The organism is Thioalkalivibrio sp. AKL12, from assembly GCF_000377925.1.
GTDB lineage: Bacteria > Pseudomonadota > Gammaproteobacteria > Ectothiorhodospirales > Ectothiorhodospiraceae > Thioalkalivibrio > Thioalkalivibrio versutus.
In genome coordinates this window covers 141813-156514 of record NZ_KB898892.1, presented here as the reverse complement: position 1 = coordinate 156514, position 14702 = coordinate 141813, and the positions used below count along the sequence as shown (strand labels likewise).

Below are 14702 nucleotides of genomic sequence, written 5' to 3'. Positions count from 1 at the left end.
GGCGCCCTGCGGATGGTTCGTGTCAGCCGATTTCATGCGTTCCCGGGACGGGCTGGGCACCTTGCGCGGCAATCGTCTCGCGCAGGCGCACCACCTCGCCCACGATCAGTAGCGCGGGCGACTGGATGGCGAGATCCGCCACCTGCTTCGGGAGCTCGGCCAGCGTGCCCTCGATGACGCGCTGCGTCGGGCGTGTGCCCTGCTCCACCAGCGCGGCCGGCATCGCACCATCCGCACCCGCCGCCATCATCTCGCCGCAGACCTCGGCCAGGGTGTGCAGCCCCATGTACACCACCAGAGTCTGCTGCGGCTGGACCAGGGAGGCCCAGTCAAGATCCGTCTCGCCGGCACGCCGATGGGCGGTCACGAACTGGCAGCGATAGGCATGATCACGATGGGTAAGCGGGATCCCAGAATACGCCGCGCAGCCACCCGCGGCGGTAATCCCCGGCACGATGCGGACCGGGATCCCGGCCGCGGCGATCGCCGCGGCCTCCTCGCCGCCGCGACCGTAGACGAACGGGTCCCCACCCTTCAGGCGCACCACGTAGTGCCCCTCCCGTGCCAGCGCGATCATGCGCTCGTTCAGGTCCCCTTGATCACAGCTGTGCCGTGAGCGCGCCTTGCCCACATACAGGCGCTGCGCCTTCGGGTTGGCCAGCTCGAGGATCGCCTCCGGGATCAGGCGGTCGTGCAGCAGGACATCGGCGTGCTGCATCGCGGCCACCGCGTCCAGCGTCATCAGACCCGGATCGCCGGGCCCTGCTCCGACCAGATCCACGCAGCCGGGCTTTCGCTCGCCGCGCAACGGGATGCGGGCCCCGGCGTGCGCCCCAGGCCCGATCCGCGCCACCTTGTCCCGTTGCCGATCACTCATGCTCGAAACAGCTGCGCCGTGGCCGCGGGGTTGGAAGGGAACCAGGCATGTAGGTAAGTGGCGGTCAGGCGACCATCACGATAGATCGCCTCCCCCTGCGAGCCCGTCCCGCGGGCCCGCCAGCAGTGACCATAGGGTTCCAGACCAACCTCGGAGCGGGTGTGGTGAAAGGTATGCCCGCGCAGCTCGCCTTCCGGCAGCGGGGCCGCCTGGAGACCCAGGCCCTGCAAGCGGTCCGCCAGCTGGGCCTTGCCCGGCACCAGCCCGGCCATGGCCGCGGCATGGCCCTCGCGATCGGCCAGTTCGTCCAGCAGGTAGAGAAAGCCCCCGCACTCCGCCAGGATCGGTCGGCCCGCCGCATGATGGGCCTCCAGGTCCGACTTCAGGCCGGTATTGGCGGCTAGCTGATCCAGATACAACTCGGGGTAACCGCCCGGGAGCCAGACGGCATCGGCCTCTGGCAGCCCGTCCCCCGCAAGCGGGGAAAAGAACCGCAGCTCGGCGCCCATCTTCTCCAGCAGGCGCAGATTGGCCGGATACATGAAGGCGAAGGCCGCATCCCGCGCAATGGCAATGCGCACGCCGGACAGCGCCGCCTCGGTCGGCGCGATCGCCTCCGGATGAAAGGTCACCGGCTCCGGGAGCCCGGTCACTCCAGCCTCTTCGATCGCGGCCGCCGCAGCCTCCAGCCGCGCATCCAGATCGGCGATCTCCCCCGCCTGGACCAGACCCAGGTGACGATCCGGGACACTTAGCGTCTCGTTACGCTGCACGGCACCAAAGAAGCGGATCGCCTCCGGGGTGCACTCCTCCAGCATCCGCGCATGGCCGGGGCTACCCACCCGGTTGGCAATCACGCCGGCAAACGACAGGCCCGGACGGTAGGTCGACAAGCCATGCACCAGCGCCCCGAAGGTCTGGCCCATGCCGCTGGCATCGATCATGGCCAGGATTGGCAAGCCGAAGGCCTGGGCCAGATCCGCACCGGAGGGATCCCCATCGAACAGCCCCATCGAGCCCTCCACTAGGATCAGGTCGGATTCCTGGGCCGCCTCGTACAGCATCGCCCGACAGGCTTCTTCCCCGACCATCCACAGATGCAGGGCGTCGACCGGGTGGCCAGAGGCCTGCTCCAGGATCATCGGGTCGAGGAAGTCGGGGCCGGTCTTGAACACGCGCACGCGGCGGCCCTGGTTGCGGTGGTAGCGGGCGATGGCGGCAGTGATCGTGGTCTTGCCCTGGCCCGAGGCCGGGGCCGCCACGAACGCGGCGGGACAGCTCACGCTCACAGCTCGATCCCCTTTTGCGCCTTGATGCCGGCCTGGAAGGCGTGCTTGACCACACCGATCTCGCTGACGGTGTCGGCCGCCTCGATCATCGCCTTGGGCGCGGCGCGGCCGGTGGTGATCACGTGTTGCATCGGCGGGCGGTTGGCCAGTTCTTCGAGGACCTCGGCCACATCGAGGTACTGGTACTTCAGCGCGATGTGCAGCTCGTCGAGCAGCACCAGGTCGACGTTCGGATCGCGCAGCATGTCGCGGGCATGCGCCCAGGCATCGCGGGCGGCCGCGACATCCTTCTCGCGGTCCTGGGTCTCCCAGGTGTAACCCTCGCCCATCACGTGGTACTGCACGTTGTCCTGACCGCGGAAGAAGGCCTCCTCGCCGGTGGCAAACTGCCCCTTGATGAACTGGACGATGCCCACGTGCATGCCGTGCCCCAGGGCCCGGGCAACCATGCCGAAGCCGGAGGAGCTCTTGCCCTTGCCGTTGCCGGTCAGGATCAGGAAAACCCCCTTCTCCTCCTGGGCCTCGGCGATCTTGCGGTCCACGACCTCCTTCTTGCGTGCCATGCGCTGGGCGTGGCGTTCGGCGCGAGCCGCTTCGGTGTCTTCGCTCATCTTCATTACTCCTTGATTCGTTGCGTCATACGGGCGTTCGGATGGCCCCGGGAGTGACTATTCGCCAATCAGGATCATCCGTCCGGTCTCTGGGTCACGGTAGACCTGCCCCATGGATTCGTAGCCCGAGCCGGCCTCGCCGGCCCCCTCGGGTGGGTCCGGGATCTCGCGTCCGGGCTCGATCTCGGCGCCGCCACTGGCCGGCTCCAGCCCGCCGCCCGATGCGGCCATCACCACCATCAGGCCGACGGCAAACACCAGCATGATGTCGGCCAGATTGGCCAAGGGGCCCATCGGCTCCTCGTCGGGCGCGTCGAAGCGCGAGGCGCGGTAGTGCGGGACCCTCATGCCACCGCCTCCATACGCTCCATCGCGGCGTCGTACCAGCGCCGGCGCAACCGCCCGAGCAGGAAGCCGAGAATACCGACCAGCAGCCCCAGCACCGTGGTATTGAAGGCCACCGTAACGGCCTGGGCGAGGATTTCCAGTTCGCCCCGGCCCATCGCGGCCAAGCCCGGACCCAGCGGGATCAGCGTCCCCATCAGCCCGAGCATCGGGCCGATGCGCGCCAGCAGATCGGCGCGGTCGATGCGCCGCCGGGCACGGTAGGCGAGGCGTTCGGCATCGCCGCTCAATTCCAGACGGCGTACCCCACCGGAGCGTTCACCCAGTGCCAGCCCGAGCTCCCAGACGGCGACCGCGACCAGCACCAGCAGGCCAACGATCACTGGCTCCAGCAGCCAGCGCACCACGGTGTCCATCAGTTCCATCGTGATCGAGAACGACATTCGCGTTACCTCATTAACCTTTGTTCAGCCATTCGTACGGCCTTCTGTAGGAGGCCAGCCTCTGGCCGATGGGGCGTGGCCAACGCCGCAATCGCCGAGAGGGCTCGGCTCCTACAAGTACAGGGCCCGGGGATTTCCCGCCCCCAGCCGTTAACGCCGCCGGCCCGTGGCGATGCCGCCGAGCAGCAGCAGGAACAGCGCAGCGGCAACCAGCCAGGGGAGCCAGGGCATGCCCGCCGCCTCGTCGCCGGTCTCCTGGCCGCCGTCGGCCTCGGCCGGCTCAGGGATCTCCTGCACCTCCTGCGCGGTAGGGTCTTCCAGCGGCTGGATCTCGGTGACGCGACTGGGGTCGACCTCGGGCTCCGCCCGGTCGATCTGCGCGGCCGCCCGCACCGCCTCGAAGGCCGCGCGCAGCTCGGCGTCGTCCAGGCGCTCGGCCACCTCGTCCAGCATGGGATGATCCGGGCGCGTGTGACCGCTGCCGGGCAGGCCGTGCTCGGCGACCAGTTCCGCGAAGCGCTCGGACAATGCATCCAGCACCTCGGGATCGGCGTCCCAGAATCCGTGGCTGGCCGCAACCAGGTGCACGGCCTGCAGGTGGGTCTTCACGTGCACGTTGTGGCCGTCGGCCAGGAACTCCTGCATCCCCAGCCCGTGGCGATCCTGCAGATACACGTCGTGCACCTCGTCCCAGACCCAGGAACGGATGATCTCCGGGTTGGTCACCTGCCAGCCCCACAGGTTGTCGACGAAGTCCCGGGCCATGGTGCGGGCCCCGGCATAGCCGTGATCCATCAGCGGCTCGATCCACTGCGGGTTCAGGTTCTGCCCCTGCAATTCGCGCATCAGCGCGCGGCCCAGGGTCTCCACCCGCGGGTCGTCCGGATCGGCGTGCTGCAGCACGCGGTTGTCCGGCACCTCGCCGCGGATACTCTCGACCGCGGTGGACAGACCGCCCTGGAAGTCGAACCCGTCGTCGTTGTCCAGCAGGCCGTAGAGATGCGAGGCGCGCCCGAGGTAGGTCCGCCCGACCTGGCCCAGACGGGCCTCGAAGGCCTCGTGCGCAGAGCCACCGGACTCATCCGCTCCGTAGGCATGGCCCATGCGCCGCAGGTAGGCCGCACCCAGTTCGGCGCGGTCCTCCCAGGCGCCGGAGCGATCCGCCAGCCGGTTGACCCCCGCGCCGTAGGCACCGGGCGCGGAGCCAAACACGCGCAGGGCCGCCTGCTGCCCGGCCCCGGCGCCATCGAGCCCGGCCGCACGCAGGGCCTGGGTGTCCTCCACCCACTGCGCGGCCACGTCGTTGCGCGCCAGCGGCTCGTCGCCCGGATCGCGCAGGTCCTGCCCCAGCGGGGCCAGGGCCGCCTCCAGTGCCGGTTCCAGCTCGGGGTATTCCGCAAGAATGATCTCGGACGAGCCATCCAGCGCGAGGCGAGCGGCACGATCCAGCCACACCAGCTGGTCCTCGTAGAGGTCGCGGAACAAACCGGAGGTGGTGAACAGGGCATCGCGACGGCGGTCACGCTCCGCCTCGTCGAGGTCCATGCGCTCCAGTCCCTGGACAATCCCGCGACTGTTCCAGGCCGGGCGAATGCCCAGCATATCCATGCCGAAGGCGATCATCACGCCCTCATCGCGCACGGTATCCGACGCCCAGAGGATGATCGCCTCGCTGCCGTCGGCCTCGGGATCGCCGTGCTCACGGGCATCCGCGGCCAGTTCCTGGCCAATGCCCCAGGCAATGCGCGTGGGCACCAGATCCGCCGCCAGCGCATGGAAGTTGCGCCCGGTCGGCAACACCTCCGGCGTCCGGATCGGATCGTTGCCCTGCCCCGGCGGCACGAAACGCCCCTCCAGGGCCGCCAGCAGATGCGCACGCTCGCTGGCCGGCGATCCGCGCAGCTTCGCGTCCCAGTCGTCGCCGATCGCGTCGTCACCGGCCATCGACTCAAGCATCGTGTCCACGGCCTCGTCGCTCCAGTCGCGCCCGAACACGTGCAGCCCCAGGGGCATCTGGTCTTCCTGCATGTCGGTCAGGTAGTGGCCGATCTCGTGGACCAGCAACTCCTCGTCCATCTCGGACAGCCGGGTCGTGGCGTGTTCGTCATGCCCCTCATCCGCATGCTCGTTCTCATGATCATGCTCATGGGCGTGCTCGTGCTCTTCATCCCCATGTTCCCGGTGATGGTCCGCGTCACGCTGCTCGTCGCCATGTTCGTCCGCATGACCTTCGCCATGCCCGGTGGTGTCGGGCTCTTCGTCATGACCCACGTGGTGATCGCCGTGGTCGTCATGGTGGTGCCCGTGGTCGTGATGATGCCCCCGGGCCATTTCCCGCTCGATGGTCTCGGTCAGGCCGAGATCCTCGATACGTTCGCGCAGGGTCTGTACCGCCCGCGAACGGGTGGCGGCATCCGGCTGAGCCGCGGCCTCGTAGGTCTCCACCAGCTGGCGCAGTTCCAGCAGGCTGTCGTACAGCTTGGTCGCCGCCAATGGCGGGGTCAGGTGGCTGATCATCACGCCCATGGCCCGGCGCTTGGCCTGGATGCCCTCGCCCACCCCATCGACGATGTAGGGGTAGATGATCGGCAGGGCGCCCCCGAGGATCTCGGGGTAGTCATCTGCCGCCAGACCCGCCCGCCGACGCGGCAGGAATTCCCGGGTCGAGTGGCGGCCGACATAGACCAGCGCATCCGCCTCGAAGTGATCGCGGATCCAGTGGTAGAAACCAACATACTGGTGGGTCGGCGGGAAGGTGGTATTCGCGTGCAGCAGGCGCTCGCTGACCTCCCAGCCGCGCGGCGGCTGCGGGCCGATGAACACGTTGCCGAACTCGATCCCCGGGAACAACATCTCGCCGTCGCGGGTCATCGCCTCGCCCGGCGGCTCGCCCCAGCCGGTCAGGCCGGGGATGCCCGTGCGCACCAGCGCCTTGCGCAATTGCTCGGTCGTCGCATGCGCGTCCTCACCCGCCAGCGTGGCCTCCCAGGCCGCCTCGAATTGTGCGAGCAGATCCAGCGCTCGATCCTGGGCCGCGTGCGGATAGCTCTCGAGCATGTGGCGCAGATCACCGACACCGCTTTCCAGCGCGGCTTGTGCCAAATCGATCTCGTCGGCGGCTTTGGCCGCCTCCAGGCGCGCCTGCAGGTAGCCGATCGGGCCATCCACCAGCTCGGCCCGGATCGACTCCGGCAGGGCGTCGAAATAGGCCTGGTACTGCTCGCGATCGAGCGCGGCCACCCGGCCGGCGATCGCGTCCAGCGCATCTGCCTGCTCCGGGAGATTCACCGCCCGGTCCTGGATCATGTCCAGCAGGGCTTCGGCATCCTCCGGCACTTCGCCACCCAGGTCATAGCCGGCCGCCTCCAGGTTCTGCAGGATCTCCAGCAACGACTCGGGGACATCCAGCTTGTCCGCGCCGATGTTCTGGCGACCTGGCGGATGGTTGTAGTAGACAACCGCGACCCGCTTGTCCGCGTTGTCGAGGGTGCGCAGCCGCTGCCAGCTTGCCACCCGGTCCGCCAGGGCCTCGACGCGCTCGCCGATCGGCCCGGTCATGGTCAGGCGCACTCCCGTGCGTTCGTCCTGTTCCGGGGCGCCCGCGGCCGCCAGCACCATCGGCTGGCTTATGCCCTGCAACTCCGGCATGGCCACGTGGTAGTGCACCTTGTCCCAGGGGATTCCTTCGTGCGACAGCCGCCACTGGGTCGCGCTCACGTCCGCCAGTCGGATGCCCTTGATCACCGGGACATCCAGCTCGCCGAAGGCCTCGGCCACCGCCTCGCGGTTGCCGCCCCCGCCGACCACGAAGTCCTGCAGGCTCACGATCCCCGCGAGATCCGCCGGCCCGGTCACGTTCTCCAGGGTCTCGACTGCCTCGCGGCTCGCCCCGCCCCAGCGCGCGAGCACCACAAAACACTGGATATCGCGGTTCTCTAAGGCCTCACAGGCCGCATCCAGCAGGGCGCGGTCGCCCGGCCGGTCACCGGTATCCAGATCCAGCAGCGCCACGGCCGGACCCGCCTCCAGGTCGAGAGCGTCCGGATCGGGACTGGAACCGCCATGACGGTAATAACGGATGGTCTCGCGCGGGTCCGGATCGGGCACGTCGATCGCGTGGCCGCCGCGCGCGGCCAGCCAGCGCATCAGGCCCTCCATGTTCTCCGGCGTACGCCCCTGATAGAACGCGCGCCCGGTCAGCCAGTCCGCCTGTTCGGGGAAGCGCTCCTGCTGCTGGGCCAGGTGCACGCGCGGGTCCTCGCCCGGTTCGGGGTTGGCCGCCAGTTCGGTACGCACCTCGTCATCGAGGCCTGCGAGTACGGCCTCGCCGCCGATCCGCGACAGGGCCGTCAGGTGACGCACGCTGTTAATGGCCAGAATCGGGGCCCCCTCGGGCGGCGTGGTCTCCCGCAACAGACGATCGAGGCGTGCAGCCTGATCCCCGAATACCGCAGCCACCAGCACCGCGTCGGCCTCGCGCCACAGCGCCGATACCGCCTCGTCCGATTTGTCCGTGAGTTGCTCGGGGGTGCGCAGCACGACCTCCGCCTCCGGATATGCCTCGAGGAAACGATGCGCCCCGGCGGCGACCTCCGCCGCCGAGCGATCGGAGACCACACCCACCACCAGCGGCCCCGCGCCGGCCGGAACAACCCCAAAGAGGAAAAACGCGAAAGCAATCAGAATGGAAACACGGAAACGCATGGGACTTCCCGACAAAAAACGGCAAGAGGTCGCGAGGCGTATACCCGACACGCCAGCAACCGCTGCAATGGGAATGAGACGCCGCCAGAGCGGCGCCCGTCAGAAGAGGCGTCAGCCGCGCTGGCTGGCCGGCTGCCAGAGGACCTCGGCACCGTTTTCATGGCGAGCGAGGACGCGGCAGAGCACGAACAGGAGATCCGACAGCCGGTTGATATAGGCCAGCGAAGACGGTCGCAATGCCTCGTGGTGGTTAAGCGCCACCAGACGCCGTTCCGCGCGCCGGCAGACGGTGCGCGCAATGTGACAGTCGGCCGTAGCGGGACCCCCCCCCGGAAGGATGAACTCCTTCAGGGCGGGCAGATCGTCGTTGAAGGACTCCAACTCCACATCCAGCCGCTCCACGGAAGCGTCCGGGAGGGCCTGGTGCCCTGGCACTGCCAGTTCCGCGCCGAGATCAAACAACTCGTGCTGTACCAGCGCGAGCGAGCGCCGCACCTCCTCCGGCAGGTCGTGGACCAGCAACCGGCCCACGACACTATTCAGCTCATCCACGTCGCCAAACGCCTCGACCCGGTGGCTATCCTTGTCCACCCGCGAGCCGTCACCCAGCCCAGTCCGGCCTTCGTCACCCGTACGGGTCGCAATCTTCGAAAGTCGATTACCCATGAATCACCTCTGCTGGTAGCGCAGTTTCACGAACGCGGCCCGGCCCGGCTGGTTGTACGCCCCGGCGGTCTCGTAGTCCTTGTCGAACACATTGTTGACCGTAGCCTGCAGCTGCCATTCCGGCGCAATCTGATAGCTCGCGCGCAGATTCAGTAGGCCGTAGCCGGATAAACGTGCCTGCCCCCCACCGAAAAGATCTTCCTTTGCACGACTCTTCGCGATTAATGACGCTCCCAGAGAAATGCGTTGGAATTGACGATCGAGGTCGAAGCGAGCAGTCACCGGAGAGCGGCGAGACAATTCGTTACCAGTGTCTCGATTCTCTGTATCCAGTAGCGTCAGCGCAGCACGAGAGCTCCATGCTCCTATATCGTGCCCTCCCTCGATCTCCAACCCACGAATCCGTGCCTCATTAACATTTCGAGGCTCGTTCACATCCGTAGCCGGATTGAGGTCGTTACAATTCGCAACGCACTGGTATTGGATAAGACCATCAACATGGGTCTCGAAAATGCTTAAATCAAGGTGAACGCCCCTGACGCTGTAACGCATTCCAATCTCGACGGTCTCAGATTCCTCTGCAGCTAGCCCCGGGTTACCTCGATATGTCCCGAATGACGACGACGATTCTGGGAAATAGAGATCATTGAAAGTTGGAGCCTTGAAGGCAGTACCGTAGGAAGCACGCAATCTCAGTGCGTCCGTTGCCTGCACTCCCCAAGCAACCTGCCCGGTTACTTTTCTACCAAACTGCTCATTGGTGTCATGGCGAATACTGCCCTCCAAGTCATGGTCACCCACTTCCGTGCGCAGCACCGAGTACGCACCGACGTTGTAGCGCGAATCTTCAACGTGATCAGCCGTGCTATCGACCCGGTCTTCATATGCATCAAGCCCGGCAATCAAATAAACACGGTCCATTATCTCGAAATCATTTCGCCAATCCACGCCGTCGCGTTTCGTATTGAAGCGCGACGAAAAGACGCCTTCGCTGAAATTATCGTTCTCATCGCGACTGTGACTAACACTGAGTTCGGTGTCCCAAAGGGGGGTTACAGGCACTCGCAAGCCAGCACGAAGGGCGGCATGCCGAAAATCGGTTTCATCTTCGGTACCGTCGAATTCGGTCGTGCCCTCCGAATAAAGGATATTCCCGAAGAACTCGACGCCATTATCCAGACGGTGCGAGACCTTGGTTGCCAACGAGGTGTTGTCGTAGCCATCCCGGTCGTCGTCACCGACATCGTCCTGCACATTGATGCCGTCGGTCGCGAAGTGGCTGAGCGAGAAACTGTAGTTCGTGCTCTCGGTACCACCCGCGACACCAACCCCGGCCTCGCGGGTATTCAAACTGCCACCGCCGACAAACGCGTTGACTTTCGGAGGCCCTTTGCGGCCTTCGCGAGTGAAGGTCTGCACCACGCCACCAATCGCATCGGAACCGTAGATGCTGGTGCGCGGACCGCGCACGATCTCCACCCGCTCGATCTCTTCCGGAGGCAGGAACTGCCAGCTTGCGCCGCCCGTCGTCGCGGAACCCATGCGCACGCCGTCGATCAACAGCAGCGTATGGTCGGAACTCGTGCCACGCGTATACACCGAAGTGGACTTGCCGAAGGCGCTGTTCTGGGAGGTTTCGATCCCCGCGCGCCCCTCCAACAGATCGGTGAACTGCAGGGGTTGCAGGCGTTCGATCTCTTCGCGGTCGATGATGGTCACCGAAGCGAGCGTCTCGTCCACTGTCTGGGAGATGCGCGAGGCGGTGACCTGGACGGTCTCCAGCGTCTGGGCATCGTCGGTATTCGGTGTGTCCGCCAAGGCGGGACTAGTGGCCAGCAGGATGGCCGCGGAAAGTGCTGTGCGTTTCATTTTGTAGAGTCTCCCGGCGAGCCGCCCGCACGCCGTTGATTCGTCGGGATCGCGCAGACAGGGGGAGACAGACACGAGGGGGATCGGCCAGGACCGGCGAACGGCCCGGCACGATCATCCGCCTCGCATGCCCGCCGCATGCCGCGCGATCATTCCCTGGCCGGTCTCCGGGCTGACGAGCGTCCGGTGCGGCGCCTTCCCGAACATCATGTTCAGTGGCACTGGCCGCGACCATCAGAGACCGACTGGCGGTCTCTCGCTCGATCACCGTTGCGGGGGCAGCGTCGGATTCGTCTCCGGGCCTTGCGGCCCGTCGGAGACTCACCGATCTTCCCGTTTAACCCGCCAAGCCAGGCCTGGTCGGGCACCGAGGAACGCAGCGAACCCTACACAGTTGGGTGCAAAATTACCAGCCTCCAACCCACCCACCAGGCGCTCTCGCATGACGCTGGCAGGCTCGCGTGTCGCCGCCGATCACCGGCGGCGGCGTTCCTCGGCGTGCAAGTAGCGTGCCCCGCGCTTGAGCAGCAATCCCCAGGTCTTGTCCTGCAACATGGCGTCGAACTCGGGGGAGCGCTCGGCGCGTAAAGCCACCGGATGCGACTCGTCCCCGGGGTGGGTGGCCAGCATGTCCAGGCGCTCGCGATTGGCGCCGTAGTGATCGACCAGGAAGTCACGCATGGGATCGCTCAATGGCAGGTGATAAATGCGTGTGAGGCGCAGCGCCAGCCACTCGGCCATGCGCCCGAGATCCTGCCGGACCTTGCGCACCATGGCCGAGCCCAGGCCTGCCTTAGCATCCGCGCTCATGCCCACGTAGAGCCCGCCCAGATAGGCCGCGGGGTTGGCATAGATCGCGCGCTGGATACTGGGATTCGTAAGATCCACCAGCGGCTCCATGATCAAGGCGAGCTGGATCCCGATCCGCTTGGCGGTCTCCGCATCCAGTGCCGAGCCGCCAAAGTAAAACAGGTCACCCTCGCGCTCGATCTTGAGTTCCTTGAGGAAAGAGCAGAAGTGGCTGGCCAGTTTCAGCTTCTGGTCGTCGGTCAGCTCGATCAGCTCCTCGCTCACCCGGATGCCGCGCACGCTGCGCTTGAACCAGCGCTTCTCGCCGCGCTTCTCGACCTGCGCCCGGCGCAGGGCCTCCCAGCGTTCCACGGCGTTGGTGTAGCGGCTTTGCGCCTGCATCAGCTGATCGCGCGCCTCGCGCAGGTCCTCGACCCGACGCAGGGCGAGCCCCAGCATCTGCCCATCCGGCGAATTCTCCGAAGGTTCGAGATCCTCCAGACGCTGCACCGCCTCCAGCACCTGACGACCCAGGCTGACGACCGGCTCGCGCAGCGCCTGTGGATCCAGGCCCGACGCCTCGTGCTGGGACAGCAGGATGCCGAGCGAGCGCAGGCGGCTGACCACCCCGGCCTGAGCCACACGGAAGCGGTTGCCCTGGGATTCGAGGCGGTCCAGGGCCGCCCCGAGCTGCCAGCCCCCCGACCATTCGAAGCTCAGCCGCTTGATCTGGCGTCCGTTCACCAACTCGAAGGCGAGGACAAAGATCGCTTGTACGTCGTCGAGGGTGCAGCGCGCCAGGTCATCGGCGTCCGCGGCGGAGAACAGTCGATCCAGGAACTGATCCACCCGGCGCACACCGTCCTCCTGGGTTGGCGCCACGCCCCGCAGGCGGTCGCGCAGGAGATCCGCAACCTCCGGCGCCTCGTGATGCAGCTTCTCCAGGGCCGCGAGCCGGGAGTCCTCGGTCGCATCCACCAGATCCGCGACGCGCGAGCGCAGCCCCAGGCGACGATAAATCTCGATCTGCTCCGCGGCGGCCGCCAGGCTGGCATCGCCGGTCATCTCGCGCACCGCGACCGCCACGGCCTCGGGGGCGATATCCACTTCGTGCAGCAGGACTTGGGCTGCCTTGCGCCGGCGCATGTCCGGGGTCATCTCGCCCATCGCCAGGTCGCGGGTAACGAACAGCAGATCGGGCAGCAAGTCGATGGTGTTGCGCAGCTGATCGCGCGAGCGCTCCTGGCGCTTGCCCCGTGTGGCATCCGCGACGAAGCGCGCGACCAGGCCGATGACCCCGAACAGCAGGGTGTAAACGGCAAAGAAGATGAAGTTCTGTGCCGGGGCGGCGTGGCCGAAACCGAGGAAGTAGCCGCCCTGCATCGCCAGGAACGTGACCGGCCCGGCGGCCCACAGCAACTGGAGAAAGTTCAGCGACCAGGGTACGCGCCGTGCGGTGGCAGCCACCTCTGTAATGCGGCTGCGCCCGGCCGCCTCGATCAGGACGTGCTCCTGTGACGGTCCGCCGGCCTGCGGGCTTTCCTGGCCCTGTGCCTCCCTGCGTTTACGAAAGCGACCGAACACGCGCACCTGCTCCGGAATGGGTGGTTACCGCCGGCATGGCCGCAACGCTCCCCTTAGTGTAGGGAAACCGTGTTCGGTTCGCGCGCGCCGGGCGATACTCGCGCGAGCGGCCCGGCGCGTCCGATGCGCCCTCAGGCGGCGTCGCTGCGCTGTGCCCGGGCCTTCCCGGGCGGTGTGGAGATCACTTCGGGGGCATCGTCCCGATAGAGGTAATCGCGGGTCAGCGGCACCGCATCCTGCTGCTTGGCCATCTGCACGTGGAACACCACCTGATCCCACCAGCGGAAGGTGCCCTCGCAACTCGCCAGGTAGAACTCCCACATGCGGCAGAAACGCTCATCGAAGCGTTCGACGGCCTCGGCCCGCACCTTCTGGAAGCGACGATACCACTCGGCCAGCGTCTCGGCGTAATGCAGGCGCCAGAACTCGATATCGGTGGTGCACAGCGGCGTGGGCTCCAGCGCGCCCATCACCTCGGACAGGGCCGGCGTATACCCGCCCGGGAAGATGTACTTGCTCAACCACGGGTTGGAAGTGCCGGGCGGCTCCTGACGCCCGATGGTGTGCAGCACCGCGATGCCTTCCGGCTTCAGCAGATCATGCACGCGCCGGAAGAACGTCTCGTAGTTGGGCGTGCCCACATGCTCGAACATGCCGACGCTGACAATGCGGTCGTACTGGTCGTCGTGTTCGCGGTAGTCCTGATAGAGAAACCGCACTCGATCCTCGAGCCCCCGACGCTTGGCCTCGTCACGGGCAACCCGCAGCTGCTCCTTCGACAGCGTCACGCCGTCTACCTGCACGTCGGCATGCTCGGCGAGATGGAAGGCCAGACCGCCCCAGCCGCAACCGATGTCGAGCACGCGCATCCCCGGCTCCAGCATCAGCTTCTTGCGCAGCATCGCGCACTTGGCCTGCTGCGCCTCTTCCAGCGTCATATCCGGGCGCTCGAAATAGGCGCAGCTGTAGAACATGCCCTCGTCCAGGAACTGACGATAAAGCCACTCATCGACGTCGTAGTGATGGGCGATGTTCTGGTAGCAGCGCGCCACCTTGTTGCCCTGCTCGATCAGGGCCCGCAGCATGCGCACTGCAGGGTTGACCCGCTGCTTGAACATCGGCGCGAAGTTGCGCATGGCCACGTCGAGGAACACCTGCAGGCCCTCGGGGCCGGGCGACCACAGGCCGTCCATGTAGGTCTCGCCCAGCTGGAAGCCCGGGTCGCGCCCAATCTTGCGCAACGCCGCCCTGTCATGCACCTGCATGGTTACTTCCGGCGCGCCGTTCCCGAAACGCTGCTCACGGCCATCCGGATGCCGCAGCACGAAGGTCCCGTAGCGTATGTATTGCTCCAGTAACCGCTCGATCATCGCTCCCCCTGTCCTTGTTCTGGCAGTCGGGTCTCTCAGCCCCCACGCGTAATGCCGACCCTCACCATGCCGCAAATTTTAGACTCAGTCTAATTACCGATGGTCCGCATTGTCCACGCAGCCGCCGGAGGGAGGGGACCCCGAGTCATCTCGGG

10 protein-coding genes and 1 riboswitch are annotated in these 14702 nt (G+C 66.6%); all 10 genes read right to left on the bottom strand.

Features of this window, described 5'->3' with window-relative positions; genetic code table 11:
* Nucleotides 1-22: 22 nt before the first annotated feature.
* Entirely contained in the window at nucleotides 23-877 is an 855-nt protein-coding gene (cobA, locus tag D579_RS0104420) for a uroporphyrinogen-III C-methyltransferase (RefSeq protein ID WP_018146017.1), read from the bottom strand.
* Nucleotides 874-2166 (bottom strand): cobyrinate a,c-diamide synthase, encoded by a 1293-nt coding sequence (locus D579_RS0104415; protein ID WP_018146018.1) that lies wholly within the window; start codon nucleotides 2164-2166, stop codon nucleotides 874-876. Before D579_RS0104415 ends, cobA begins: the two co-directional genes overlap by 4 nt.
* Nucleotides 2163-2777, bottom strand: a complete 615-nt coding sequence (cobO, locus tag D579_RS0104410; protein ID WP_019628378.1) for a cob(I)yrinic acid a,c-diamide adenosyltransferase — start codon at nucleotides 2775-2777, stop codon at nucleotides 2163-2165. Before cobO ends, D579_RS0104415 begins: the two co-directional genes overlap by 4 nt.
* Before the next feature lie 57 nt (nucleotides 2778-2834).
* Nucleotides 2835-3125, bottom strand: coding sequence for a DUF2149 domain-containing protein (locus D579_RS0104405; RefSeq protein WP_018176347.1), 291 nt, complete (start codon nucleotides 3123-3125; stop codon nucleotides 2835-2837).
* Complete coding sequence (locus D579_RS0104400) at nucleotides 3122-3565, bottom strand: MotA/TolQ/ExbB proton channel family protein (protein ID WP_018951229.1); 444 nt, start codon at nucleotides 3563-3565, stop codon at nucleotides 3122-3124. Before D579_RS0104400 ends, D579_RS0104405 begins: the two co-directional genes overlap by 4 nt.
* A gap of 150 nt (nucleotides 3566-3715) precedes the next feature.
* Nucleotides 3716-8269, bottom strand: a complete 4554-nt coding sequence (locus D579_RS0104395; protein WP_018951228.1) for a cobaltochelatase subunit CobN — start codon at nucleotides 8267-8269, stop codon at nucleotides 3716-3718.
* A 111-nt stretch (nucleotides 8270-8380) separates the two neighbouring features.
* The gene (locus D579_RS0104390) at nucleotides 8381-8935 is read right to left on the bottom strand and encodes a cob(I)yrinic acid a,c-diamide adenosyltransferase (RefSeq protein WP_026289438.1); all 555 of its coding nucleotides are present in this window, start codon (nucleotides 8933-8935) and stop codon (nucleotides 8381-8383) included.
* Between the two features lie 3 nt (nucleotides 8936-8938).
* Complete coding sequence (locus tag D579_RS0104385; protein WP_018951226.1) at nucleotides 8939-10804, bottom strand: TonB-dependent receptor domain-containing protein; 1866 nt, start codon at nucleotides 10802-10804, stop codon at nucleotides 8939-8941.
* A gap of 140 nt (nucleotides 10805-10944) precedes the next feature.
* Nucleotides 10945-11191: riboswitch (cobalamin riboswitch) on the bottom strand.
* 87 nt (nucleotides 11192-11278) lie between these two features.
* Complete coding sequence (locus D579_RS0104380; RefSeq protein ID WP_018951225.1) at nucleotides 11279-13177, bottom strand: hypothetical protein; 1899 nt, start codon at nucleotides 13175-13177, stop codon at nucleotides 11279-11281.
* Nucleotides 13178-13308: 131 nt separating this feature from the next.
* Nucleotides 13309-14547 (bottom strand): cyclopropane-fatty-acyl-phospholipid synthase family protein, encoded by a 1239-nt coding sequence (locus D579_RS0104375; RefSeq protein WP_018951224.1) that lies wholly within the window; start codon nucleotides 14545-14547, stop codon nucleotides 13309-13311.
* Between the last annotated feature and the right edge of the window lie 155 nt (nucleotides 14548-14702).